This window comes from Rothia sp. BD8, from assembly GCF_044878465.1.
Lineage (GTDB): Bacteria > Actinomycetota > Actinomycetes > Actinomycetales > Micrococcaceae > Rothia > Rothia kristinae.
In genome coordinates this window covers 127,721-151,652 of sequence record NZ_JANJES010000004.1, presented here as the reverse complement: position 1 = coordinate 151,652, position 23,932 = coordinate 127,721, and the positions used below count along the sequence as shown (strand labels likewise).

General features: G+C 71.2%; 22 protein-coding genes and 1 pseudogene. 15 read left to right on the top strand and 8 right to left on the bottom strand.

The window, feature by feature from the left end:
* The first annotated feature begins 130 nt into the window (after positions 1-130).
* The 5 genes from NQ707_RS04895 to NQ707_RS04875 are packed head-to-tail and all read left to right on the top strand — an operon-like array spanning position 131 to position 4,906.
* The gene (locus tag NQ707_RS04895) at positions 131-772 is read left to right on the top strand and encodes an ABC transporter permease (protein ID WP_058731050.1); all 642 of its coding nucleotides are present in this window, start codon (positions 131-133) and stop codon (positions 770-772) included.
* Positions 765-2,114, top strand: coding sequence for an ATP-binding cassette domain-containing protein (locus NQ707_RS04890; protein WP_081101549.1), 1,350 nt, complete (start codon positions 765-767; stop codon positions 2,112-2,114). Before NQ707_RS04895 ends, NQ707_RS04890 begins: the two co-directional genes overlap by 8 nt.
* Positions 2,111-2,869 carry an ABC transporter permease gene (locus tag NQ707_RS04885; protein ID WP_058731051.1) on the top strand — a complete coding sequence of 253 codons (759 nt, stop codon included), beginning with the start codon at positions 2,111-2,113 and terminating at the stop codon, positions 2,867-2,869. The genes NQ707_RS04890 and NQ707_RS04885 overlap by 4 nt, the downstream gene beginning before the upstream one ends.
* Before the next feature lie 4 nt (positions 2,870-2,873).
* Positions 2,874-3,905 carry a glycine betaine ABC transporter substrate-binding protein gene (locus NQ707_RS04880; RefSeq protein ID WP_081046063.1) on the top strand — a complete coding sequence of 344 codons (1,032 nt, stop codon included), beginning with the start codon at positions 2,874-2,876 and terminating at the stop codon, positions 3,903-3,905.
* 2 nt (positions 3,906-3,907) lie between these two features.
* Positions 3,908-4,906 (top strand): glycine betaine ABC transporter substrate-binding protein, encoded by a 999-nt coding sequence (locus NQ707_RS04875; RefSeq protein ID WP_058731052.1) that lies wholly within the window; start codon positions 3,908-3,910, stop codon positions 4,904-4,906.
* 89 nt (positions 4,907-4,995) lie between these two features.
* Here the strand turns inward: NQ707_RS04875 and NQ707_RS04870 are convergent, their stop codons facing one another.
* Genes NQ707_RS04870 through NQ707_RS04855 form a run of 4 tightly spaced genes read right to left on the bottom strand, consistent with a single transcriptional unit; the run spans position 4,996 to position 10,592 of the window.
* Complete coding sequence (locus tag NQ707_RS04870) at positions 4,996-5,580, bottom strand: hypothetical protein (protein WP_058731053.1); 585 nt, start codon at positions 5,578-5,580, stop codon at positions 4,996-4,998.
* Positions 5,580-6,020 carry an HD domain-containing protein gene (locus NQ707_RS04865; protein WP_174544407.1) on the bottom strand — a complete coding sequence of 147 codons (441 nt, stop codon included), beginning with the start codon at positions 6,018-6,020 and terminating at the stop codon, positions 5,580-5,582. The genes NQ707_RS04870 and NQ707_RS04865 overlap by 1 nt, the downstream gene beginning before the upstream one ends.
* Before the next feature lie 20 nt (positions 6,021-6,040).
* Positions 6,041-6,778, bottom strand: coding sequence for a hypothetical protein (locus tag NQ707_RS04860; protein ID WP_058731055.1), 738 nt, complete (start codon positions 6,776-6,778; stop codon positions 6,041-6,043).
* Positions 6,765-10,592 carry a TM0106 family RecB-like putative nuclease gene (locus NQ707_RS04855; protein ID WP_404434982.1) on the bottom strand — a complete coding sequence of 1,276 codons (3,828 nt, stop codon included), beginning with the start codon at positions 10,590-10,592 and terminating at the stop codon, positions 6,765-6,767. Before NQ707_RS04855 ends, NQ707_RS04860 begins: the two co-directional genes overlap by 14 nt.
* Before the next feature lie 239 nt (positions 10,593-10,831).
* On the opposite strand from NQ707_RS04855, the gene NQ707_RS04850 reads away from it, so the two are divergent.
* The 4 genes from NQ707_RS04850 (at position 10,832) to NQ707_RS04835 (ending at position 15,517) form a co-directional block, all read left to right on the top strand.
* A complete protein-coding gene (locus NQ707_RS04850) occupies positions 10,832-12,136 on the top strand; it encodes an MFS transporter (RefSeq protein WP_058731056.1) in 1,305 nt (434 codons plus the stop codon).
* 33 nt (positions 12,137-12,169) lie between these two features.
* Entirely contained in the window at positions 12,170-13,225 is a 1,056-nt protein-coding gene (locus NQ707_RS04845; protein WP_242650364.1) for an NAD(P)-dependent alcohol dehydrogenase, read from the top strand.
* Between the two features lie 34 nt (positions 13,226-13,259).
* Complete coding sequence (locus NQ707_RS04840; protein WP_133143317.1) at positions 13,260-14,090, top strand: AraC family transcriptional regulator; 831 nt, start codon at positions 13,260-13,262, stop codon at positions 14,088-14,090.
* 353 nt (positions 14,091-14,443) lie between these two features.
* Entirely contained in the window at positions 14,444-15,517 is a 1,074-nt protein-coding gene (locus tag NQ707_RS04835) for a 2,3-butanediol dehydrogenase (RefSeq protein WP_058731058.1), read from the top strand.
* A 1-nt stretch (position 15,518) separates the two neighbouring features.
* Here the strand turns inward: NQ707_RS04835 and NQ707_RS04830 are convergent, their stop codons facing one another.
* Complete coding sequence (locus NQ707_RS04830) at positions 15,519-15,929, bottom strand: hypothetical protein (protein WP_058731059.1); 411 nt, start codon at positions 15,927-15,929, stop codon at positions 15,519-15,521.
* A gap of 77 nt (positions 15,930-16,006) precedes the next feature.
* Between NQ707_RS04830 and NQ707_RS04825 the strand changes: the two genes are divergently transcribed.
* The gene (locus NQ707_RS04825; RefSeq protein ID WP_260006706.1) at positions 16,007-16,135 is read left to right on the top strand and encodes a hypothetical protein; all 129 of its coding nucleotides are present in this window, start codon (positions 16,007-16,009) and stop codon (positions 16,133-16,135) included.
* Positions 16,136-16,612 carry a hypothetical protein gene (locus tag NQ707_RS04820; RefSeq protein ID WP_058731060.1) on the top strand — a complete coding sequence of 159 codons (477 nt, stop codon included), beginning with the start codon at positions 16,136-16,138 and terminating at the stop codon, positions 16,610-16,612.
* Positions 16,613-16,647: 35 nt separating this feature from the next.
* Here the strand turns inward: NQ707_RS04820 and NQ707_RS04815 are convergent.
* From NQ707_RS04815 to NQ707_RS04805, 3 genes and pseudogenes are all read right to left on the bottom strand, one after another.
* Positions 16,648-18,152, bottom strand: a pseudogene (locus NQ707_RS04815) (tripartite tricarboxylate transporter permease).
* A complete protein-coding gene (locus NQ707_RS04810) occupies positions 18,152-18,655 on the bottom strand; it encodes a tripartite tricarboxylate transporter TctB family protein (RefSeq protein WP_404434981.1) in 504 nt (167 codons plus the stop codon). Before NQ707_RS04810 ends, NQ707_RS04815 begins: the two are co-directional and overlap by 1 nt.
* A 74-nt stretch (positions 18,656-18,729) precedes the next feature.
* Complete coding sequence (locus NQ707_RS04805; RefSeq protein WP_404435017.1) at positions 18,730-19,698, bottom strand: tripartite tricarboxylate transporter substrate binding protein; 969 nt, start codon at positions 19,696-19,698, stop codon at positions 18,730-18,732.
* 297 nt (positions 19,699-19,995) lie between these two features.
* Between NQ707_RS04805 and NQ707_RS04800 the strand changes: the two genes are divergently transcribed.
* The 4 genes from NQ707_RS04800 (at position 19,996) to NQ707_RS04785 (ending at position 23,797) form a co-directional block, all read left to right on the top strand.
* Positions 19,996-20,358, top strand: a complete 363-nt coding sequence (locus NQ707_RS04800) for a universal stress protein (RefSeq protein ID WP_058731062.1) — start codon at positions 19,996-19,998, stop codon at positions 20,356-20,358.
* A 30-nt stretch (positions 20,359-20,388) separates the two neighbouring features.
* Positions 20,389-20,865: an acyl-CoA thioesterase gene (locus NQ707_RS04795; protein ID WP_081046066.1), complete on the top strand. Its 477-nt coding sequence runs from the start codon at positions 20,389-20,391 to the stop codon at positions 20,863-20,865.
* 61 nt (positions 20,866-20,926) lie between these two features.
* Positions 20,927-22,261, top strand: coding sequence for a hypothetical protein (locus NQ707_RS04790; protein WP_404434980.1), 1,335 nt, complete (start codon positions 20,927-20,929; stop codon positions 22,259-22,261).
* A 147-nt stretch (positions 22,262-22,408) separates the two neighbouring features.
* Positions 22,409-23,797, top strand: a complete 1,389-nt coding sequence (locus tag NQ707_RS04785) for an MFS transporter (protein WP_328798694.1) — start codon at positions 22,409-22,411, stop codon at positions 23,795-23,797.
* Positions 23,798-23,932: the final 135 nt, after the last annotated feature.

Here is a 23,932-nt window from a genome sequence, read left to right as displayed (position 1 = left end):
CGGCCCGCCGTCGACGCCTGAGTGTCACACGGCGGGTCGGAGTTGTCTTTATCAGCAAGCTGATTACTCTGGAAGGTGACCCCGGGACGGCGTGCGCCGCCCCACGTACCCGTCATCACCCGAGGATCCCATGATCGACTTCGTCCGCGAACGGTGGGGGCAGATCCTGTTCGCCAGCTGGCAGCACCTGAGCCTGGTGGTCCAATGCCTCCTGCTCGCCACGGTCATCGCCGTCGCCCTGGCCGCGCTGTGCTACCGACGCCGCAGCCTGACCTCCCTGGCCAACAACGTCACCGCCGTCGGCCTGACCATCCCCTCCTTCGCCCTCATCGGCCTGCTCGTGATCCCCCTGAGCTTCGGCGTCCTGCCCGCCGTCGTGGTCATCACCTTCTACGCCGTCTTGCCCATCCTGCGCAACGCAGTGGTCGGGCTGGCGGGGGTGGACCGGGCCACCGTGGAGGCCGCCCGCGGCATCGGGATGGGCCGGACCGCCGCCTTCCTGCGTGTGGAGCTGCCCCTGGCCTGGCCCGTGATCCTCGCCGGGATGCGGGTCTCCGCGCAGATGACCATGGGCATCGCCGCCGTCGCCGCCTACGTCCTCGGACCCGGGCTCGGCACCTACATCTTCTCCGGCCTGTCCCGGCTGGGCGGTGCCAACTCCCTGGAGTCCGTCGTCACCGGCGTCATCGCCGTGATGATCCTCGCCCTGATCCTCGATCTCATCCTCGTCCTCATCGGCCGCCTGACCACCTCAAGGGGTATCCGTGTCTGAGCACACCACCACCGCCACGCCCGACGCCGCCCGGAAGGACACCGGGTCCCAGACCCGGCAGAAGGGCGCGCAGATCCTCATCGAGAACGTGACCAAGCGCTACGGCTCCGGCAAGGCCGCCGTGGACCACCTGACCCTGGAGATCCCCGCCGGGCAGACCGTCATGTTCGTCGGACCCTCCGGGTGCGGGAAGACCACCACCCTGAAGATGATCAACCGGCTCATCGAACCCACCGAGGGGCGTCTGGTCATCGACGGGCAGGACGTCACCCGCATGAACGGGGACAGGCTGCGCCGCCAGATCGGCTACGTCATCCAGGCCGGCGGGCTCCTGCCGCACATGACCGTGGCCAAGAACATCGGCCTGGTACCCAAGATGCTCGGGTGGGACAAGCGGCGCATCGCCGAGCGGGTGGACGAGCTGCTGGACCTGGTCTCCCTGGACCCGGACACCTACCGGGACCGCTACCCCCGGGAGCTGTCCGGCGGGCAGCAGCAGCGCGTGGGCGTCGCCCGCGCCCTGGCCGCCGACCCGCCCGTGCTGCTCATGGACGAGCCCTTCGGCGCCGTGGACCCCATCACCCGTCAGCGTCTGCAGGACGAGCTGATCAACATCCAGAACGAGCTGCAGAAGACCATCGTGTGCGTGACCCACGACTTCGATGAGGCGGTCAAGCTCGGGGACTGGATCGCCGTGTTCGACGAAGGCGCGCAGATCGTCCAGTACGACACCCCCGAGCGGATCCTCGCCGAACCCGCCAGCGAGTTCGTGGAGAACTTCATCGGCTCCGGCGCCGGGCTGAAGCAGCTGGGCCTGGCCCGCGTGGAGGACGTGGACCTGCTCGAGGCGATCACCGGACGCGCCGGGGACAGCGCGGTGCAGCTGCTGGACCTGGTGGAGAAGGGCCGGCAGAACCACGCCGTCGTGCTCGACGAACGCGAGCGGCCCCTGGCCTGGCTCTCCCGCGAGCAGCTGCGGCGCCTCTCCTCCCTGCCCGTCGAGCGGGACGAGAACCTGCCGCTGGTCTCCCTGCGCTCCACCCTCAACGACGCTCTGGACACCATGCTCGTCGCCTCCACCGGCGCGGCCCTGGTGGAGGGCCCGCGCGGCCGCTTCCGCGGGGTGATCACCGTGGAGACCGTCATGAACTCCATCCGGGAGCTGCGCCGCTTCGACCCGGCCGAGCGCGCCCCGGTGGGCAACAACACCGGGGAGATCTCCCGGCTGCCGGGACAGGAGACCGATGAGGGTCCTGCCGCGGCGGACGCGGATGCCGCGGCCTCGGATCCCGCCCCGTCCGGCGGCGGGGAGCCGTGGAACGCGGGAGGTGAGGCGCGGTGAGCCGCGACACCGAGACCGTTCAGAGCACGGACCGGCGCTCCTGGAAGGGGCTCATCGCGCAGCCGCTGGTCATCGCCGCCTTCCTCATCGGCATCGTCATCTGGCTGCTCAACGCGGACCTGTCCAAGACCGAGCAGGTCACCCTGGCCCCCGCGAACCTGTGGGATCTGACCTGGCAGCACCTGGAGCTCACGGTGGTCTCCGCCGTCGTGGTGCTCGTGATCGCGATCCCCCTGGGGATCCTGCTGACCCGCCGGCCCTTCCGGAAGCTGAACACCCCCGTCCTGGCGGTGGCGAACATGGGCCAGGCCGCCCCGCCCGTGGGCATCGTCGTGCTGCTGGCCTTCTGGCTGGGCTTCGGCTTCAAGGCCACGGTGCTCGCGCTGATCTTCTACGCGCTGCTGCCGGTGCTGCGCAACACCATGGTGGGCCTGGACGCCGTGGACCCGCGGGTCATCGAGGCCGCCCGGGGCATGGGCATGTCCAATGCGGCGGTGCTGCTCAAGGTGGAGCTGCCCCTGGCGGTTCCGGTCATGCTCGCCGGGATCCGCACCGCGCTGGTGCTGCTGGTCGGCACCGCCACCCTCGGCACGTTCATCGACGGCGGCGGACTCGGCCTGCTCATCACCACCGGGGTGAACCTGGCCCTGAACCGCGTGCTGATCACCGGGTCCCTCCTGGTGGCGCTGCTCGCGCTGACCGTGGACTGGGTGGCGCGCGTTTTCGAAGAAGTCGCCCGACCGAAGGGGCTGTGACCGCATGAGCTCCGCCTCAGCATCGAAGCCGCGGCACCGCGGCACCTCCCGCCGAGCCTGGAAGGCGGCATGGCTGCCCGCCGGCGCGGCGCTGCTCCTGGGGCTGTCCGGGTGCGGCCTGGCGCCGTCCACCTCCGCAGTGCCGGAGGTGCGTCCCGCGACCATCGCGGCGATCGACGGCGCCGGGGACCGCGAGGTCACCGTGACGTCCAAGAACTTCACCGAGCAGATCATCCTCGGCAAGATGGCGGTGCTCACCGCGAAGGCCGCCGGGTTCGACGTCACGGACATGACCAACGTGCCGGGTTCCGTGCCGTCGAGGAACATGCTGGTCGATGGCGATGCCCAGATCGGCTGGGAGTACACGGGCACCGCGTGGCTGACGTACATGGGCCACGAGCAGGCCCTGCCCGACGCCGAGCAGCAGTGGCAGGCGGTGAAGGACGAGGACGCTGCCAACGGGCTGGACTGGGGGCGCCCCTCCGCGGTGAACAACACGTACGCCTTCGCGGTCAATCAGGAGACCGCCCGGAAGTATGGGCTGAAGACGATGGACGACATCCGCACCAAGGTCCCGGTGCAGGATCGCCAGTTCTGCGTGGAATCCGAGTTCAACTCCCGCCAGGACGGGATGAACCCGTTCCTGCAGGCCTACGGCATCCCCCGAGGCAGCGCCGACGGCGTCCCGGAGGCCAACGTATCCGTGATGGACACCGGGTCCATCTACGCCGCGACCGGCTCCGGGGACTGCACCTTCGGCGAGGTCTTCACCACCGATGGCCGCATCCCCGCCCTGGACCTGGTGGTCCTTCAGGACACGAGGAGGTTCTTCCCGCAGTACAACGCCTCACCGGTGTTCAACGCGCAGCTGGTCCGGGATTATCCGCAGCTTCCGGAGAGGTTCCAGGAGGTCGCCGAGCGTCTCAGCGATGACACGATGCGCTCGCTGAACTACCAGGTCGACGTCGAGGGGAAGGACCCGGGGGATGTGGCCGAGCAGTGGATGGTCGATCAGGATCTGATCAAGGAGGGCTGAGTATGAGGGGAACGAGGAAGAGCCGGTGGAGCGTGATCGCGGCGATGGGCGCCGTCGGGATGCTCGCGCTGAGCGGGTGCGGGCTGCAGCCGTCCACCGCGGCACCCCCGAACATCGGCCCCGGTTCCCTGCAGCCCGTGGAGGGGGCCGAGGGGCAGCGGATCGTGATCACCTCGAAGAACTACACCGAGCAGCTGATCCTGTCCAAGATCGCGGTGATGACGGCGGAGGCCGCCGGGTTCGACACCGTGGACATGGCCAATGTGCCCGGCTCCCAGCAGGTCCGCCGCCTGATGCTCTCCGGGGAGACGGATATGTTCTACGAGTACACCGGCTCCGCGTGGCTGACGTACATGGGCCACGAGCAGGGCATCAAGGATCAGCGTGAGCAGTGGCAGGCCGTGAAGGACGAGGATGCGAAGAACGGGCTCACCTGGGGCCCGCCGGCGCCCATGAACAACACCTACGCCTTCGCCGTGAACCGGGAGTTCGCGCAGAAGTACGGGATCACCAAGCTCTCCGACATCAAGGAGAAGGTCCCGGTGAACGAGCGCAACTTCTGCGTGGAGACCGAGTTCAACTCCCGGCAGGACGGGTTGGACCCGATGCTGCAGACCTACGGCATCCCGCGCGGGGCCCCCGACGGCGTGCCGGAGAACGAGGTGTCCATCATGGACACCGGATCCATCTACGCCGCGACCGGGTCCGGGGACTGCTCCTTCGGGGAGGTCTTCACCACCGACGGGCGCATTCCGGCCCTGGACCTGGTGGTCCTGGAGGACGACAAGCACTTCTTCCCCAACTACAACGTCGCCCCGGTGATCAACACCGAGTTCCTCGAGAAGTACCCGGAGCTCATGGACCGCTTCGATCAGGTGGATGAGAAGATCACCAACGAGATGCTCATGGACCTGAACCGGCAGGTGGATGTGGACGGGAAGGATCCCGGTGAGGTCGCGAAGCAGTGGATGATCTCCGAGGGGTTCATCTCCGAGGGGTGAGCCGCCGCGCGGAGTCGGACCGGCAGCCGGGTCCGGAGCCGGATGCGACGGCCCCGGCAGTGGCTTCGGGCCCGCCGACGGCGGAGGCGTCAGGCCGCGGTGCGCTCCAGCAGGGCAGCCGCAGCATCCGCGGCGCGCACCTGCTCCGCCCAGCCGGTGCGGATCAGGGCCCGGCTCACCGCCTGCGGGCTGATCCCCAGCGCCCGTGCCGCCTCGGCGTGCTGACCTCGCACCCCCGGGACCATGAGGTCCACGACCCGCCACTGCGCGGCGCTGCGCTCGCGGATGAGGCGGGCCGCCAGCTCCAGCAGGGCCGCGGCCGCCTCGTCGAGCACGGGATCCGCTCCCTGCACCCGGATCCCCGGTCCCTCGTCGAAGGCCCGGCGGGCACGGCCCAGCCCGACGCCGTCGGCCTGCTCGCCGTCCAGGATCACCGGTCCGGCGCCCACGGCGATGCGATCCGTACCGGCCCGCACCGCATCCAGGACGGCCCACGCGGCGGCGATGGGGGAGTCCAGGACGGCGCGCAGCTCGGTGCGGGGATCCTGCCCGTGGGGCGCGACGGTGCGATTGATGAGCGAGAGCTGAGGGCCGGCGGGGGTCTCGCGGGCGCGTCGGCGCAGGAGCCGGGCCACGGGCTCCGGGTCCGGGGCGCAGCACAGCAGAACGAACATCAGCGGCCTTCCTCCAGCAGGGCCCGCGCGTGCCGGTACTTCTGTGCCAGGCGCTCGCGGGTGGGCTCATCCAGGCGAGCGGTGCGTGCCGGATCGGTGTTGTCCTCCAGGTCCGCCTGCTTGACCGCCAGGGCGAGACGGTCGGCGCGCACCCGCGCGTAGTACTCCTCCGGGGCCTCCGCCTCCCTGCGGGTCATCGCGTCCACGCCGGCCACCACCTCCGCGGGAAAGTCCCGCTCCAGGTCCTCCAGGGACACCGGGGTGTCTTCGACGACGTCGTGCAGCCACGCCACGGCCCGCGCCGACTCGAGGTCCTGCGGTGCGGCATAGCCTCGCACCCGCTGCGCCACCCTCCGCGGGTGCTCGATGTACGCCGCACCCGCCTTGTCTACCTGACCCGCATGGGCGCGGCGAGCCACCCGCTGCGCGCGCTCGATCATCTCCGACACCGTCTCCTCCTCTACTCCCAGAACAGGGTCTCCACGTCCACGCCGCGCACCATGAGCTCCTCCTGCAGCGCCTCCCGGCAGATCAGGGGCAGGGCCAGGGACCCCAGGACGTCGTCCGGACCGGCGTAGGCGGTCAGCGCGTCGAAGCCGCGACGGAACCGGGCCAGGGAACCGCACAGGGCGACGATGCCGCGCAGGTCCTGTGCGGCGCCGAACACCCAGAAGGCATCGCGATCGGTGAGCTGGAACAGGCCCACCGGGCGGCCTTCACCGGGGATGCTGCGCGTGCGCACCCAGCCCCCGGGAGCCCCCGGACCCATCGGCGGGCAGATCGGGTCGTAGGTCCAGGAGGTGGTCTCCCGCAGCCAGGCGGGGTACTCCGGGAACCACACCGTGGCGGTCTCCTCCCGGGGCCACTCCGTCTGCTGGAACACCGCGGCGTCCATCGCCGCCCAGAACTCCTCCGCCCCGCCGGTGATCCCCACCGAGTTGATGTGCTCTGGGTCCGGATCCGGGGCGAACAGCGCCCCCTCCTCCCCGGACAGGTACGCCTGATCCCAGAAGGTGGTGCGCGGGGCGCGATCCGCGGCCAGCAGGTTGGCCTCGATCTGCTGCAGCAGATGAGCATCCCCCAGGGCCACCGTCTGGTCATCGAAGTGCAGGAGGAACGGGGTCCGCGCCCGGAAGCTGGGACGGATCACCGGAGGGCGAGCGGCGTCCTCGGCCGCCGCGGCGTCATCCCGGCTCATCCGCCTCACCTCCGTCTCCCGTCCAATCCGCGTCCCGACCGTCCATCGTAGATCCGGTGGGCTCCCGCCAGGGCAGGGCCCGACGGCGCAGCCCCGTGAACCCGCCGAGCACCGCCAGACCCTCCGGGGAGGCGGGCCAGTAGTCCGTGAGTGCCGGAGAGCTGATCAGCACCGCCGCCCACTGGCCCCGGGATACGGCCACGTTCAACCGGTTCGGAGAGAGCAGGAAGTCCATGCCGCGGGGCACCTCGGTGGCGGAGCTTGCGGCCATGGACACGATCGCCACCGCGGCTTCCTGCCCCTGGAACTTATCCACGGTGCCCACTCGGACGCCGTCATCCTCTCCGGTGAGACCCGCGGCCCCCAGAGCATGGCGGATGGCTTCCACCTGGGCGTTGTACGCGGCGACCACCAGGAGGTCCGAGGCCTCCAGCGGGCGGGGCGCTCGCCCCGTCCCGGGGGTCCAGGGTCGGCCCACCAGGGTGCGCGCCACCTGCACGACGGCGTCGGCCTCCTCGGGACTGGCCGTGGCCCGGCCCGTGTGCTCCACCTCCAGTCGGTGCACCCCCGGGGCCAGCCCGGCCAGCCGGCGGTGACCGGCCGCTTCCGCTGCGTGCAGCCGGCCCCGGTAGCTCAGCCGGGACACCGGGGCGCACAGGCTCGGGTGCATCCGCCAGGTCGCGTCCAGGAAGTACCCGAGCTGCGGGGGCAGGGTCTGCTCGCCGGCGGAGAGCCAGCCCAGGGCGGACTCGTCCACCGAATACGGGTGGGTGCCCTGGGTGACCTGCGGCAGCTGCTGGGGATCCCCGAGCAGCAGGAGGTTCCGTGCGGCCCGGGAGACCGCGAGCATGTTGGCCAGGGAGTACTGACCGGCCTCGTCGATGACCAGCAGATCCAGCTGGCCGGGGGAGAACCGCTCCGCATTGGCGAAGTCCCAGGCGGTGCCCCCGTACACCCGCCCGGGCACCGGGACCTCATCGTCCTCCCCGGCCAGGAAGTCCGGGATCTCCTGGGGGCCGATCCGCCGCCACGGCACCGTCGGCTCCGCGACCTGCTCGGCGCCGCGGGGACGACGGGGCTTGGCTTTGGCCATGGCCTCCCGCGGCACCCGGCCGTGCTGCGCGCACCCGCGCAGCAGGTTCTCGATCACCGCGTGGGACTGCGCCACCACGCCGATCCGCCACCCCCGCTGCACCAGCCGCCCGATCACGTGCGCCCCGACGAAGGACTTTCCGGTGCCCGGCGGACCCTGCACCGCCGCGTAGGAGCGGTCCAGGTCCAGGACCGCGGCGAGGATCGCCTCGACCATCGGCAGGCCCGGCGCGGACCAGTCCGGGGCGGGCAGCGCCCCGCCGGAGCGCAGCCGCGCGGACCGGCGGGAGAGGATGTCCAGGCCGGCGTCGGCCGGCAGGTGCGGCAGGGCGGCGTCGACCTCCTCCGCCAGCGCCGCCAGGGCGTCCTCCTGCGCCTGGGTGCGGATCGGGGCGGGCGGGGTCAGGGCCATCGGCAGCTGGGCGAAGGCCTCGGAGTCGGCGGGTCGGGTCTCGGTGACCCGCACCCGGTAGGTCCCCTCCTGCGGCCCCGGCTCGATCTCCTCCAGCGTCGCGCGGGCCTGGGAGGCCTGCTCGGGCACCGGCGCAGCACCACCACCCTGGCCCCTCCGCTCCTGGGCCTGCAGCACCTGATCCCGCAGGTACCCGGGCAGCGGGGAGTCGTACATCGCGAACAGCCCGGACTCCCCGCCGCGCAGACTCGAGCCGTCCGGGATGCGAGCGGTGCCCTCCAGGACGCGGCGTTCGGTGCGCCCGCGCGGCGGGGTGTGCCAGTCCTCGGCCACCGTCACGCGGTCGAAGAGCACGACGTCGCGGGTGGATTCCCACTCCTGGACGGCGGAGGCCAACCGGTCGAAGTGCGACCACCAGAAATGCTTGCGCTCGCGCCGGTGGTACCCGGTGGCCGAGGCGACCATCCCGGCGGCCGTCACGGTGCGGGCCAGCTCCGCCTCGTCCAGGCCGGTGGAGGCCGTGGTGGCGTGCTGGGCGAAGTGGGTCAGGGAGGCCTCCACCGCGGAGACCTCGGCGTCCTCATCCTCGGGCGCCTCCGGGTGCGGCGCGGCCGGATCCGGTGCGCAGGCCTCCGCGGCGGCGTCGCGCCCGGCCAGGTCCAGCAGCCAGTTCCGCAGCCGCAGCGTGGACAGGCAGTCGTACTCGTTGTAGTCGGCGATGGAGGCGAGGATCCGGCGGGCCTGCTCCGGTTCGTCCGCGTCCCGGTGCGCGGCGTAGTCCGCGTAGGCCACCACGGAGGCGCCGGCGTCGGTCACGTCTCCGGCCCGCAGATGCTCGCCCATGTACAGGGGCTCGAGCTTCTTGATCGAGTACGACGGCGCGGAGATCCGCAGCCCGCGGCGCACCGGCTCGTACAGGTCCACCAGGACCTCCTGGCGCAGCAGGTCATCCACGGCTTCCTCGCCGACGCCGTGGCGCATCGCCAGGGACCGCAGCGCGCGTTTCTCGTAGTCGGCGTAGTGGTAGATCCGCATCTGCGGGTATCGCCGTCTCCGCTCGGCGATGTACTCGAGGAAGTCCAGCAGCGCCCGGCGCTCCTCGCGGCGGGAGTGAGCCCAGAACGGCACGAACCGCGGCTCGTGGTCCGGGTCCGCCAGCAGCGCCGGATCCTCCGGAGCCTCGACGACGCCGAACAGGTACTCGATGCCCCAGGAGCCGTCCTCCGGGTCCTGCCACAGCGGGTCCCCCTCGAAGTCGAAGAAGACGTCCCCGGGGGCGGCTCGCGGTATCCGCCGCAGCGGCGCCGCATCCGTGACCGCGTAGGTGAGCCGATGCTCCTCCCCGGCGGAGTCCCGGTAGGTGACCTCCCCGTCCGGTGAGCCCTCGCCCAGCTGCATCTGCGCCTGGGCGCGGGCGGCGCGCAGGGACCCCGAGAGGTGAGCGTCGTCCTCGGGCAGGTGGGCCAGATCCGCCACGGTGCGCACCCCGTGGCGTTCGCGCAGCAGGGTCCGCCGCGCCAGCGTCATCCCGGCCACCTGCAGCACGTCCTGGTTCTCCTGGATCTGCTCCAGGCAGTGGGGGCAGACGCCGCAGCGAGGCAGGGCCTCCTCCCACCAGTCCGCCGGCGCCGCGCCGGGGCGCCGACGCTTCGCGGTGAGTGCTTCGAACCGCTCCCGTCGCTCCCGATACACCTCCAGGAACCGCTCGACCTCGAAGCTCGCCTCCCGCCGGTCTCCCAGGATGAGGGTGACCTCGGGACTCACGGGGATCCCGGCCGCGGCGAGCTGGTCTGCGTAGGCCGCCAGCTGCAGCAGCGCGGTGACCTTGGCGTGGCGAGCGAGCTTGGTGTCGTACACGGCGTAGGCGCCGTCCGCCCGGCGGATCAGGAAGTCCGCGCGGCCGTGGAAGCGGCCGTCGTAGAAGGAGGCCTGGAAGACGACGTCGGCCCCGGAGCGCAGGGCCGCCACGGTCTCCTCGTGCTTGGCGGTGAGGGCCTCGTGGGTCATCGATCTCGCCGGCTCCACCTCGTACACCCCGCGCCCGGGCGCGCCCGCGTCCGGTGGCTGGTAGGGGCCGTACCGCTCCCGCAGCTCGGCCAGCACCTCGGCCTCGTGGCGGTCCCCGAGCCGCGCGGTGCGCTCGAGCATCGGGTCCTCGGGCACCGGCAGCCGCGGCACCCGCCCGAGCTTCTCGTCCAGGATCCGCACCGTCGCCCACGGGCATTCCGCGGCGCGCACCAGATCGGTGGCGGAGTAGACGAGGACGCGGCCGTCGGTCTCGATGCCGCCGGGGACGTCGACGAAGAACATCTGCGGCCTCCTGGGGGTGTCTCGGGCGGTGGGTGCCGCCGTCTGGCTCCACCCTACGAGGGCCGACTGACAGATCGAACGGCCGACGGGAAGCCCGACGGCTGCAAGAAAGTATCGGAAATCGGGGCGGCAGCCGCTGTCGAGGTCCGTGCACCGCTGCGACACTGGTCACTGACAGAGCCCCGGAGCGTTCGAGACGCCTCCTCAAGGGGCGAGAACCGCACGAAGGAGTGCTGCCGATGATCCTGGGTATGCCCAAGCGCCTGGTCTGGGGGTATATCGCCCTGGCCGTGTTCATGGCCGGTGATGGCTTCGACCTGACCTTCCTCTCCCGCTACCTCGTGACCCAGCACGGGTTCACCAGCACCCAAGCGGGTCTGTGCTTCACGGTCTACGGGCTCGTCGTCGCCTTCTCCGCCTGGACCACGGGAGTGCTCGCGGAGACCTTCGGGGCCAAGCGGCTCATGCTGCTGGGCGGAATCCTCTGGATCGGATTGCACGTCCTCTTCCTGACGGTCGGGCTGATCTCCCCCGTCGCCGCGATCCTCACCTACGGCGCTCGCGGGATCGCGTACCCGCTGTTCATGTACAGCTTCGTGGTGCTGATCGCCCAGTCGGTCGATCCGGGGCGCCTCGCCTCCGCGATGGGCTGGTTCTGGGCCGCGTTCTCCGTCGGGCTGGGATCTCTGGGGGCATTCATCCCCACCCTGACCATCCCGCATCTGGGGGAGACCGGTACCCTCTGGCTGGCCCCGGTGCTCGTCGGCGTCGGCACGCTGATGTGCCTCTTCCTGGTCCCGAAGGCTCCGCCGGAGGAGCGCACCGCAGAACGGCTCGAAGGTGCCGACCGGGCCAGAGAGCTGCTGCGTGGCGTCACCATCCTCGTGGAGAACCGGCAGATCCTGCTCAGCGTCATCATCCGCATCCTGTGCAACCTGACCCTCTACGGCTTCCCGATGATGATGCCGCTGTATCTCACCGGGCAGCTCGACGATTCCCAGCCATGGTTCCAGCAGACCGAATGGATGACTCTGTGGGCGGTCATGAACACCATCACCATCGTCGCGAACATCGTCTGGGGCCGGTTGGGAGACCGCTACGGGTGGATGCGGCAGATGCGGTGGTTCGGCTTCGGCGGGATGGCATTGTCGGCTTTCGCCTTCGGATACTTCCCCCATCTGTTCGGCGCCAACTACGCGATGATGCTCATCGCCGCCGTCATCTTCGCCTGCTCCGTGACCGCGTTCGTCCCGATGGGGGCGATCTTCCCCGCGTTGGCCCCGCAGCACCGGGGTGCCGCGATCTCGGCGCACAATCTGGCCTCGGGTCTGACCACCTTCATCGGCCCGGGGATCGCCACGGCCCTGCTTCCCCTGATCGGCTCCCTCGGGGTCATCTGGGTGTACATCCTGCTGTTCCTGTCCGGCATCGTCATCACCTTCTTCATCCGCCCGCCCCAGCCCGGCATCACGGACGAGAATGGACGCATGCTCCCCGCCGGGCAGCGACGTCGAGCCCGCGCCGGAACCTCGCTGGCGCACTAGCCAACCGCAATCGAGGAGAGAAGGAGACAGATCATGTCCGAGACCATGAAGGCCGTCGTGCTCCAGGAGAAGGGGCGCATCACCATCGACGACATCCCCCGCCCCGGTGCCCCCGGGCCCGGTGAGGTGAAGATCGCGGTGCACACGGTCGGCATCTGCGGATCCGACGTCCACTACTACACGCACGGACGGATCGGGCAGTTCGTCCTCGAGCAGCCCATGATCCTGGGTCACGAGGCCTCCGGGACGGTGCTGGAGGTCGGCGACGGCGTCGAGCACCTGAGCCCCGGGGATCGGGTTGCGATGGAGCCGGGCATCCCGAATCCGCGCTCGCGGGCCTCGCGGGAAGGACGGTACAACGTGGACCCGGACGTGCGCTTCTGGGCCACCCCGCCGGTGGACGGCTGCCTGACCGAGGAGGTCACCCACCCCGCCGAGTACACCTACCGGCTTCCGAACTCCCTGAGCTACGCCGAGGGCGCGCTGATCGAGCCCTTCGCGGTCGGCATGCAGGCCGCGACCAAGGCCCGGCTGGCCCCCGGCGACGTCGCGGCGGTCGTCGGGGCGGGCACCATCGGCATCGTCACCGCGATGGCGGCCCTGGCCGGCGGCGCCAGCCGGGTCTACGTCTCGGACATCGCCCCGGAGAAGCTGGAGAAGCTGGCCGGTCTGGACGGCATCGTGCCCGTGGACGCCAGCCGGGAGGATCTGGCGCAGCGGGTCGCCGCAGACACGGACGGGTGGGGCGCCCAGGCGGTCTTCGAAGCATCCGGGGCGGGTGCCGCCTACGGCTTCGTCGCCGACGTCGCGGCCCCGGGCGGGGTTGTCGTGTGCGTGGGCATGCCCACCGGCCCCGTGCAGTTCGACGTCGTGGCCGCGCAGGCCAAGGAGCTGCGGATCGAGACGATCTTCCGCTACGCCAACGTGTACCGGAAGGCCATCGACCTGGCGGCCGGGGACACCGTGGACCTGGCCCGGCTGGTCACCGAGACCCTCCCGCTGGAGCGCTCCGTGGAGGTCTTCGACCGGGGTGCTGAGGCCCGCCCGACCGACACCAAGCTGCAGATCCGGGTGGATGGCTCCCGCTGACGGCGCCCACCCGGCGGAGCGGGAGCTGGTGGCCATGGACACCAGCAGCATCTTCCGGTGGTTCAGCCATGGATTCCCCCATCCACTGGCTCGCTGGCACCACCATCCCGAGATCGAGATCCACCTGATCCGGGATTCGCATGGAGCGGCCCATATCGGCCGCTCCGTGCGGGTGTTCGGACCGGGAAGCCTCTACCTGCTCGGGGCGGATCTCCCCCACAACTGGGTCTCCGTTCTCGAGGATCGTCGCGAGGTTCCCGGTCGGGACGTTCTCGTGCACGCTGACCCTCAGCTGCTGGCTCAGGCTGAGGAGCTTCTGCCGGAGCTGACGGGGCTGCATGCCTTGCTGGAGACGGCTCGTGCCGGGATCGAGTTCACGGGAGGCACCCGGGTGAAGGCCACGAAGGCTCTGACGGCCATGGGCGGATCCACCGGGCCGCTCCGCCTCGCTCTGGGGATCGAGCTGCTCGGCATCCTCATGGCTGCTCCGCCCGAAGAGCGAGAGATCGTCGATCCGGAGGCTCCTGCGGAGGCTGGCCCTCGCGGCGGGGAGGACTTCGACCGGGCCCTGGAATTCCTCCATCGCAATCTGCGTCGTGAGGTCCGGCTGGAGGATCTGGCCCGTGAGCTCGGCATGTCCACCTCGGCCGCCTCTCGGATGCTGACCCGGGCGACGACCGTGGGATTCTCCCGGCTGATGAGCCGCATGAGGGTCACGGAGGCGTGCCGACTGCTGCGCAGCACGCGACTGAGCGTGGTGGACGTGTGCTGGGCGTCCGGATTCCGCAACCTGTCCAACTTCAACCGGCGCTTTCGCGAGGAGACCGGCACGACGCCGTCGGCCTACCGCCGGTCGCTGGGGTGATGCGGCGTCTGTCGTCAGCCCTCCGATGCGCGGCATGTCACGGTCAGTGCAGGATGTCGCGAACGGTTCGGGGCATCCTGCACTCAGCGTGACAGAGGCCAGTGACACGGCGCGGGTCGGCAGGATTCTGTGCCGCCAGTGTCTTCCGGGACTGGATCGTGCAGTGTGAGCCGGATGATCCGGCTCGGGATGCACGATCCGGTCCGCGGAGGCACGGTACTCCGCGGACGCCGCGTGGGGCACCGTGCGGGCCGGCCCCGCGGCGCAACACCGGTGTCATCCGGGCCCGGCGGATCCGCGGCCGGACTAGCGTGGGAGGTGCTGAACAGGATCCGTCACGAAGGAGTGCACCGATGCGCGCAGCCCGCTACCACGACAACCACGACATCCGCATCGAGGAGATCGATGCGCCGACGCCCGCCGCGGGGGAGGTGCTGATCGACGTCGCCTGGTGCGGGATCTGCGGCACCGACCTGCACGAATACCTCGACGGCCCGATCTTCGTGCCCCCGCACGGGCACCCGCACCCCATCTCCGGGGAGTCCGCCCCTGTGACCCTCGGACACGAGATGTCCGGCACCGTCGCGGCCCTCGGCGAGGGCGTGGACGATCTCGAGGTCGGCCAGCACGTGGTCGTGGAGCCCTACATCATCCGCGAGGAGGACGAGGACCAGCCGAACTACCACCTGAGCCCGGACATGAACTTCATCGGGCTGGGCGGTCGCGGCGGCGGCCTGGCGGAGCAGATCTCCGTCAAGCGGCACTGGGTCCACCCCGTCTCCGCCGACGTCCCGCTGGACGAGGCCGCGCTGATCGAGCCGCTGTCCGTGGCCCACCACGCCTACGTGCGCTCCGGTGCGAAGGCCGGGGACGTCGCGATCATCGGCGGGGCCGGGCCCATCGGCGTGCTCACCGCGGCGGTGCTGAAGGCCGAGGGGCTCACCGTGATCATCTCGGAGCTGTCCGAGCTGCGGCGGAAGAAGGCCCTGGACGCCGGGGTCGCCGACCACGCCTTCAGCCCCAAGGAGGTCGACGTCGTCGAGGAGGTCCGCAGGCTCACCGACGGCAAGGGGGCTGATGTGGGCTTCGAGTGCACCTCGGTGGACGTGGTGCTGGACATGCTGCTCGACGCCGTGCGGCCCACCGGCGTGATCGTCAACGTCTCGATCTGGGGGCACAAGCCCGCGGTGGACATGCACAAGCTGGTCATGAAGGAGATCGACCTGCGCGGCACCATCGGCTACTGCAGCGACCACCCGGACACCATCGCCCTGGTGGAGCAGGGGAAGGTGGACCTCAAGCCGTTCATCACCGGGAAGATCGGGCTGGACGACCTGGTGGACAAGGGCTTCGACACCCTCATCAACCACAACGAGACCGCCGTGAAGATCCTCGTCTCCCCGACGGGCAAGGGTCTGGAGGACTGATTCAGGCGGGCCGGCGCCGCAGGATCGCGGTGCCGGCCAGCAGGCCGAGGCTCAGCCCGACGACGTCGGCCAGGGCATCCAGCGGGTCCGCGGAACGGTGCGGCAGCAGGGTGCCCTGGATGACCTCGGAGAGCACGGCGTGGGCGGCGAAGACGACGGCGAGCAGCCGCCAGCGCACCCCGGCCGCCCGGAGGAACAGCGCGGGCAGGGCGAACATGCCCAGGTGCGCGAGCTTGTCCATCCCCGGCAGGTCCAGCAGGCCGTCGGGTCCGTCGGGCTGGGCCGGGGCGTAGAGGCCGTAGAGCTGCACCAGCAGGAACGCCGCGCCCAGGGCGAGCAGGATCCAGCGCCCCGCCCCGGAGGCGGGACGGGCGGCAGGTTCGGCGGAGGACTCGGGGCGCGCGGGTTTCACGCCCCCGATCCTACGGGCCCGGGCACCGGCGCCCCGCCGCTCCAGATCCGAAACATCCGGGTCATACACTGTGGCCCATGAGCCTTCCCGTCACCGTGCAGATCACCCGCGACGTCGATCCCGGGGCCGTCACCGAGGTGGAGGACTGGGTGGCCCGCGGCCAGTCCATCGTCGCGGGCTTCCCCGGATACCTCGGCTCCGGCTGAGTGCGCGCCCACGAGGACTCCACCGTCTGGCACATGCTGCTGCGCTTCTCCTCCGAGGACACCCTGCGCACCTGGGCGGACTCCCCGCAGCGGCAGGCGTGGATGGCGGAGTTCCACAGCCACGTCCGCGAGTTCCGCCACGTCAAGCGCACCGGCATCGAGGGGTGGTTCGACACCCCGCAGGACGAGGCCGAGCCGGACGTGGTCCCGCCGCGGTGGAAGCAGGCCATCGTCATCTTCACCGGCTTCTACCCGGTCTCCGCCCTGGCCAACGACATCGTCGGGCACGTGGTGCCGCAGGCGCCGTTCCTGGTGAAGATCCTCCTGGTGATCCTCCTGGCCACCCCCACGATGGTGTACTGGGTGCTGCCGTGGACCACGCGCCTGTACCAGTCGTGGCTGAACCGGCCCCGTCGCACCCGACGCCGGCCCCGCCGGCCCCGCTCTCGGGACGCCGAGGGCTCCCCGGAAGGCTGACCCCGGGACCTCAGGAACCCCGAGCCAGAGCCGGCTCAGGTGTCCCGGCGGGTCCGGGAGGTCACCTTCGAGCGCACGGTCAGCGCCAGCACCACCAGCAGCACGGCGTACATCCCGAGGGCGATGGGGCTGTCCACCAGCACGCCCGCGTTCCCGTCGGAGGAGATCAGGGCGTCGCGCAGGTTGGTCTCCGCCAGCGGGCCCAGCACCATGCCGATGACCAGGGGCGCCAGCGGGTAGCCGTGCAGGCGCATCAGGAACCCCAGGACCCCGACCCCCAGCAGCATCAGCAGGTCGAAGACCTCGCCGCTGGTCGCGTAGATCCCCAGCGCGCAGAACACCGTGATCCCGGCGTACAGGTACGGCTTGGGGATCAGCAGCAGCTTGGCCCACACCATCGCGAAGGGCAGGTTGATGATCAGCAGCACGACCATCGCGACGAAGAAGCTCGCCAGCAGCGCCCACACCAGGTCCGGGGAGCGCTCGAACAGCAGCGGACCCGGCTGCAGCCCGTACTGGCGGAAGGCCGCCAGCATGATCGCGGCCGTCGCGGAGATGGCAGGCCCAGGGCCAGCAGCGCCCCCATCGCCATGCCCGTGGTGGAGTTGCCCGCCGCCTCCGGGGCCGCCAGCCCGCGGATCGCGCCCCGGCCGAACTGCGGGCGTCGTCGACGTCGGTCCAGGCGCCGCTCCACCCCGTAGGCCAGGAACGTGGGGATGTCCGCACCACCCGCGGGGATGACCCCGAAGGGCAGGCCGATCAGGGTGCCGCGCGCCCAGGCCGGGGCGGCCTCGCGCATCTCCTTCCGGGACAGCCAGGGCCGCCCCGTGGAGTTCACCATCTTCCCCGCTCGTGCGAAGCGATCCACCACCGCGCAGTGGATGACCTCCCCCAGGGCGAGGACCGCCACCGTCACCGTCACGAGTGAGATCCCGTCGAACAGGTACGGGGAGTCCATGGTGAACCGGGGCACGCCGGTCACGGCGTCCACCCCGACGACGGCGATGCCCAGCCCCAGCAGCAGCGACAGCAGGCCCTTCACCGCCGAGTCGGTGACCACCGAGGAGGTCGCGACGAACGCGAACAGGGCCTGGGCGAAGTACTCGGCCGGCCCGAAGCTCGCGGACAGGTCCGCCAGCCACGGGGCCAGGAACACCACGGCCACCGAGGAGACGAAGCCGCCGATGAACGCGCCGATCGCGGCCGTGGCCAGGGCCTGGGCGGCCCGCCCGTTCAGCGCCATCTTGTGGCCCTCGAAGGTCGAGGCGATCGCGGAGGCCTGCCCCGGGGTGTTCATGAGGATGCCCATCGTGGAATCCCCGAACAGCCCGCCGAAGTACACCCCGGAGAACATGATGAACGCGGCCGTGGGCTCCAGGGCGAAGGTCACCGGCAGCAGCAGGGCCACCGCCATCGAGGACCCCAGCCCGGGCATCACCCCGACGGCGGTGCCCAGCAGACAGCCCAGCACCACCCAGAACAGGTTCTGCCAGGTCAGCGCCCCGGCGAAGCCCTCCGCGAGCAGCGAGATCGCATCCATCAGAAACCGCCTCCCAGAATCCCGGAGGGCAGGTTCAGCCCCAGGACCATGTCGAACAGGATGTATGCCAGGGAGCTGACCGTGAGACCCGCCACCAGGCTCACCAGGTCGCGACGGGCCCCGAAGCCGCGGGCCACCGCCCAGAACAGCAGCCCGCCGCCGATCACCCAGCCGAGGGTCTCCAGCAACAAGGCGAAGATCAGGAAGCCGCCCACCACCCAGGCCAGCGAGGCCCAGGAGAAGCCGGGGGCGGCCGGGGGCTCGCCCTCACCTGCCGTCACGGCCCCGGCAGCGGCATCCGCGTCGTCGTCGTCGGCCTCCTCAGCGGGCCGGGTGCGGGAGCGCGCGATCCGCACCACCTCGGCGAGCGTCAGCACCAGGATCCCGACGGCGATGACCAGGGGGAAGAACCGCGGCCCCGGGAAGGCCGCCGAGTCGGGGACCTCCATCGCGGCGCAGCCGATCAGCAGATAGGCCGCGAAGGCCACGAGGACTGCCGGCATGATCAGCTCCCGGGCCCATCGCGGCCGGGTCCTCTCGGACCGCGACCGGGGTGCGCGCGTGCTCGATGCGGTGCTCACAGTCCCAGCTCCTTATACAGCTCGCCGATCCGCCGCTTCTCCCGCTCCAGGAAGTCCGTCAGCTCCTGACCGGTCACCACGTTCTCGTTCCAGTGGTAGCGCGTGATCGCCTCCCGCCACTGCGGGGTCGCGATGGTCTCCTCGATGATCTCCAGCAGCCCCGCACGGTCCTCGTCGGTGATGCCGCCGGGGGCCACCAGCAGCCGCCAGTTCGCCAGGGTCACGTCGTAGCCCTGCTCCACGGTGGTCGGCAGGTCGATGCCCTCGGGGCGTTCCTTCGCGACCAGCGCCAGGGCCCGTAGGCGCCCGGATTCGATCTGGTCGATGGAGTCCGGGTAGCCGCTGGCCGCGGCGGTGGCGGTGCCGTTCATCAGGGCCGCCGCGGATTCCCCGCCGCCGTCGGAGTTCACGTAGATCATGGTCTGCGGGTCGATGCCCGCGGCCATCGCCAGCTCGGCGATCACCAGCTGGTCGAAGGAGCCGCCGCCGGTCCACGGGATGGAGCGCGGGTCCGCCTTCCAGGCGTCCATCAGCTGCCCCAGGGTGCGGAACTCGGAGTCCCCGGGCACCACGACGACGTCGTACTCCTCCACGGTGATGGCCAGCGGGTTCACGTCCGCATAGGTCGCGGCGGAGCCGTACTTGATGGTCGCCGCCAGCTGCCCGGTGCCGCCGACCATGAGGTTGCCGGGCTGGCCCTCCAGCACGGAGAGGTTGCCCAGGGCGATGGTCCCGCCGGCCCCCGGCATGTTGACCACCTGGGTGTTGTTCACGATGCCCTCGGCGCGCTGGGCCTGCTGCATCTCCCGCGCCACGGTGTCCCAGCCGCCGCCGGCCGCGGCCGGGGCGATGATCGTCAGGGCCGAGCGCAGGTCCCGGCCCGCCGAGGCCGAGCTGATGGAGCCGTAGGAGGCGGTGCCGATAGCGGCCAGGGCGATGACCCCGCCCAGGCCCCAGCGCAGCACCGAGCGGCGGGTGGGGCCGGCTTCCGACGCCGCGGCGTCCGGCGCTTCGGGCGCAGGGCCGGAGCCGGGACCGGTCGGACCGGCATCGGGGGCTGCGGGGTCGTACGGGTCGGATCCCCACGGGGTCTGCTGGTCGCGGTCGGATGCCACGGGGAGCCTCCTGGGCGGTGGGCGATCGATGGGTGTCGAGCACGGGTCCCGGGCTCGACGGCGAGTGTGATTCACCCTACAGTGAGGGGACGGCGCCCCGCCAACAGGGGCACCGCAGAGCCCGTGACGCACCGAGGAGACCCATCCGTGAGCATCATCCTGGCCCACACCGACACCCCCGCCGGGCGCGCCGCCCGCGAGTTCGCCGTGCGGGAGGCCCAGCGGCGCGACGCCGACCTGATCCTGTTCCCGGTGGACGATGCCGAGCCGGACCCGCGGGCCCCCGAGCTGACCGGGCTGGACCCGGATCGGGTGCGCGTGCAGCGGCCGGATCCGCGCAGCCGCATCGCCGTCGGAGACCTCGTGGATGCGACCGGTGATGAGGACGTGGAGGCGGTGGTCGTCGGGGTGCGCCGGCGCAGCCCCGTCGGGAAGATCCTGCTGGGCTCCGCGGCCCAGCAGATCATCCTCGAGGCGGAGTGTCCGGTCATCACCGTCAAACCTGAATGATCCCGTGGTGCGCGGCCTACAGTGGGATGTATGGCCGAATACCCGATCTCCCCGAACACCGCCGAGCTGTCCGTGGTGGACGACGGCATGAACTTCCACACCCGCAAGTGGGTCAAGCCGGAGGACCTCAACGCGCACGGCACCCTCTTCGGCGGCTCCCTGCTGCGCTGGATCGATGAGGAGGCCGCGATCTACGCGATCCTGCAGACCGGCAACCGGCGCGCGGTGACCAAGCTGATCTCCGAGATCAACTTCGTCTCCTCCGCGGTGCAGGGGGACATGATCGAGATGGGGCTGAAGGCCACCCGCTTCGGGCGGACCTCGGTGACCATGCGCTGCGAGGTCCGCAACATGCTGACCCGCCGGCTGATCCTGTCCATCGAGAAGATCGTGTTCGTCTCCGTGGATGAGAACGGCCGCCCCGTGCCCCACGGGTACACGGACATCACCTACAGGCGCGACCGCATCCCGACGCGCCCGCAGAACCCTGACTGGGAGAACGACTGACCCCCACAGTGGGACAATGGGACTGACAGCACATCGCGCCGAACCACGGAAGGTGAGCCAGATGCCCAGCAGCGCCGCTGACGCCCAGACCCTGCACACCCGGTTCGAGGAGCAGCTCGCCCTGCCCTCCCCGGATCCCGACGCGGCCGAGAGGCTGCTGGACGAGGCGCGCACCCAGCTGGGGGAGCGCGACCCGTTCACCGTGCAGGTGGCCTCCTACCGCGCCACGGCCCTGGCCGCCGGCGGCCAGGTCGACCGGGCCCTGGAGCTGTTCGACGAGCTCATCCGGCAGACCTCGGCCGCATCGGATGAGTCATCAGCCGCCCAGCGCAGCTTCCTGCTCCAGCAGAAGGCCGCCGTGCTCGAGTCCGCCGGGCGCGCCGACGAGGCCATCTCCGCCCTGCAGGAGACCGTGGCCAGCTGGGCCGCCGCCGGAGCGCGGTTCTCCGAGCAGCTGGCCGAAGCCCAGCTGCACCTGTCCCGCGTGCAGCTGCGCGCGGGACGCACCGGCGACGCCGCCGAGGGACTGACCCGGCTGCTGGGCGAGGCCGATCAGGTGCTCGGCCCCGACCACGCCCTGACCTTCGAGGCCCTGCGGCTGCGGGTGGTCGTGCTGTTCGCCGCCGGCCGCTTCGACGCCGGGGCCAAGGCCCTGCGTCGGCTGCTCGTGCGGGTGCACCACTACTACGGCGCGGACTCCGCCCAGGCCGCCGCCCTGCGCCGCAGCTTCGGCCAGGAGCTGGCCTACGCCTACGACCCGGCAGCCTCCCGGTCCGCCCTGGAGTCCCTGGTGGCGGACACCGAGCAGCGGCGCGGGGAACAGGACCCGCAGACCCTGCAGCTGCGCCGCCAGCTCGCCGGGCTCCTGGAGCGGCTGGGGCTGGTGGCCGAGGCCGAGGAGCAGCTGCACCGCGGGTGGGAGGACCTGGACGAGCTGCAGCGCACCGCCCTGACCCACGCCCACCTGATGATCCGGGATCAGCACGACGCCGCCCGGACCGAGTACCGGAAGCTGCTGGAGATGGTGGTCGCGGACCCCACCGAGGAGCACCGCGAGCTGCTCACCGAGGCCGCCCTGGCCCGGGGCCTGCCGGAGCAGGTCGAGGCGGAGCAGGACCCCCGCGGCCGGGTCTCCCGCGCCCATCGGGATGCCCACGATCGGCTGATCGAAGCCCTGGACGCCTACCGCGAGGCCGAGATCCTGGGGGACGAGGAGGAGATCGCGCTGGGGCTGTTCGCCGCCGACGAGCTGCGCTACGCCGGAGCGCTGGAGGCCTCCGTGCAGGAGCTGGAAGCGCTGCGCGAGCGGGCCGAGACCACCCTCGGCGCCGAGCACCCGCGGACCGAAGAGGTCGCCCAGACCCTCGACGCCGCCCGCGCCGGGATCCGCCTCTGAGCCCTCCTCTCAGGGAGTCCACCCCTCCCCGGCAGGAAAGCATTGCGAGCCTTTCGGGTTCCGGCGGAGGGGCATTAGGCTGGTCTGACCAGGGGCTTCGCCGCGTCGTCGGCCGCGCCCCACCGCCGCCCACGTCAGGACCTCCCCATGGCTTCGACCGCCGCCCACCAGCCCGCCCCGCCCGCGGCCGTCACCGGGAGGCGGCGTCGGCTCTCCATGCTCGTGGCTGCCTTCGGCACCGTCGTGGAGTGGTACGACTTCTCGATCTTCTTCTACGTCTCCACGAGCCTGTCCCGCGTCTTCTTCGGCCCGTATGAGGGATCCCTGCTGATGACCCTGGCCATCGGCTCGGTCGGCTTCCTCTTCCGTCCCATCGGCGCGATGGTCTTCGGGCACCTCGGGGACCGGATCGGCCGCAAATCCTCCCTGGTGATCTCCGCGAGCCTGATGGCCGTGGCGATGGCCGGCATCGCCCTCGTCCCCGGCCAGGAGACCTGGGGCGTTTGGGGCGCGGTCACCGTCATCGCCCTGCGCTGCCTGGCCGGCTTCTCCGTGGGTGCTGAGTACACCGGCATCATGGTCTTCCTCATGGAATCCGCGAAGGACGGCCGCCGCGGCTTCGCCGCCAGCTGGGCCGCGGCCAACAGCGAGGTCGGCTCCCTGCTGGCCGTGGGGCTGGGCACCGTCATGGCCGTGCAGCTGAGCCCCGAGGACCTGGACGGGTGGGGCTGGCGGGTGCTGTTCCTGATCGGCGGGGCGCTCGCGGCCCTGATGATCCCGCTGCGCCGGCTCATGGTGGAGACCGAGACCTTCGAGCACACCCAGCGCAGCACCGCACAGGCCGCCCGCTCCCCGCTGATCGCCGTGCTGCGCACCCACCCGAAGTCGGTGCTGCTGGCGTTCCTCATCTCCTCCATCGGGTCCGTGACGTACTTCCTGAACATCACCAACGTGCCCGCCTACCTGGAGGAGGCCGCGCACCTGGAGTCCGCGGGCTCCCTCGGCCTGGGCACCATCGCCGCCGTCGTCGCGATCGTCGTGACCCCGCTGATCGGGCTGGCCTCGGACCGGTTCGGACGGCGCGCGCTGCTGGCCGCGTTCGTCGCGATCATCGCGGTCAGCACCATCCCGGCCTACCTGATGCTCACCCACGCCGGCCCCGGTTCGGCCATGGTCGGCGTGGCCCTGCTCGCGGTGCCCGCCGCCGGGTGGTCCGCGATCGCCGCGGCCGCCGTCCCGGAGCAGTTCACCGCGGTGGGCCGGTTCTCCGGCATGGCCATCGGCTACAACCTCGCCACCGTCCTGTTCGGGGGCCTCTCCCCGTTCCTGGCCACGTGGCTGATGTCCGCCACCGGCTCCGCTCTGGCCCCGGCCGTGTACTCCACCGCCGTGGCCGTGCTCTTCGGGATCCCCGTGGTCGCGATGGTCCGGGACATGGCCGGGCGCCCCCTGGCCGAGCTGGATCAGGACCCGGAGCTGGAGCCGGGGGTCGAGCGGTCCGGGGGCGGCTGGCGGGTCACCCACCGGGGCGCCTGAGCCAGGACCGGGGCAGACGGCCCGGGTGCGGGTCGAAGACCTCCCGGGGCGTCCGTCGGCGTTCCGCATCCCCGCCGGCCCCGGGTCGGTGTGATCCCGGACGCAGGGTATGCGGGTGTGCGGCCCGTGTAGAAC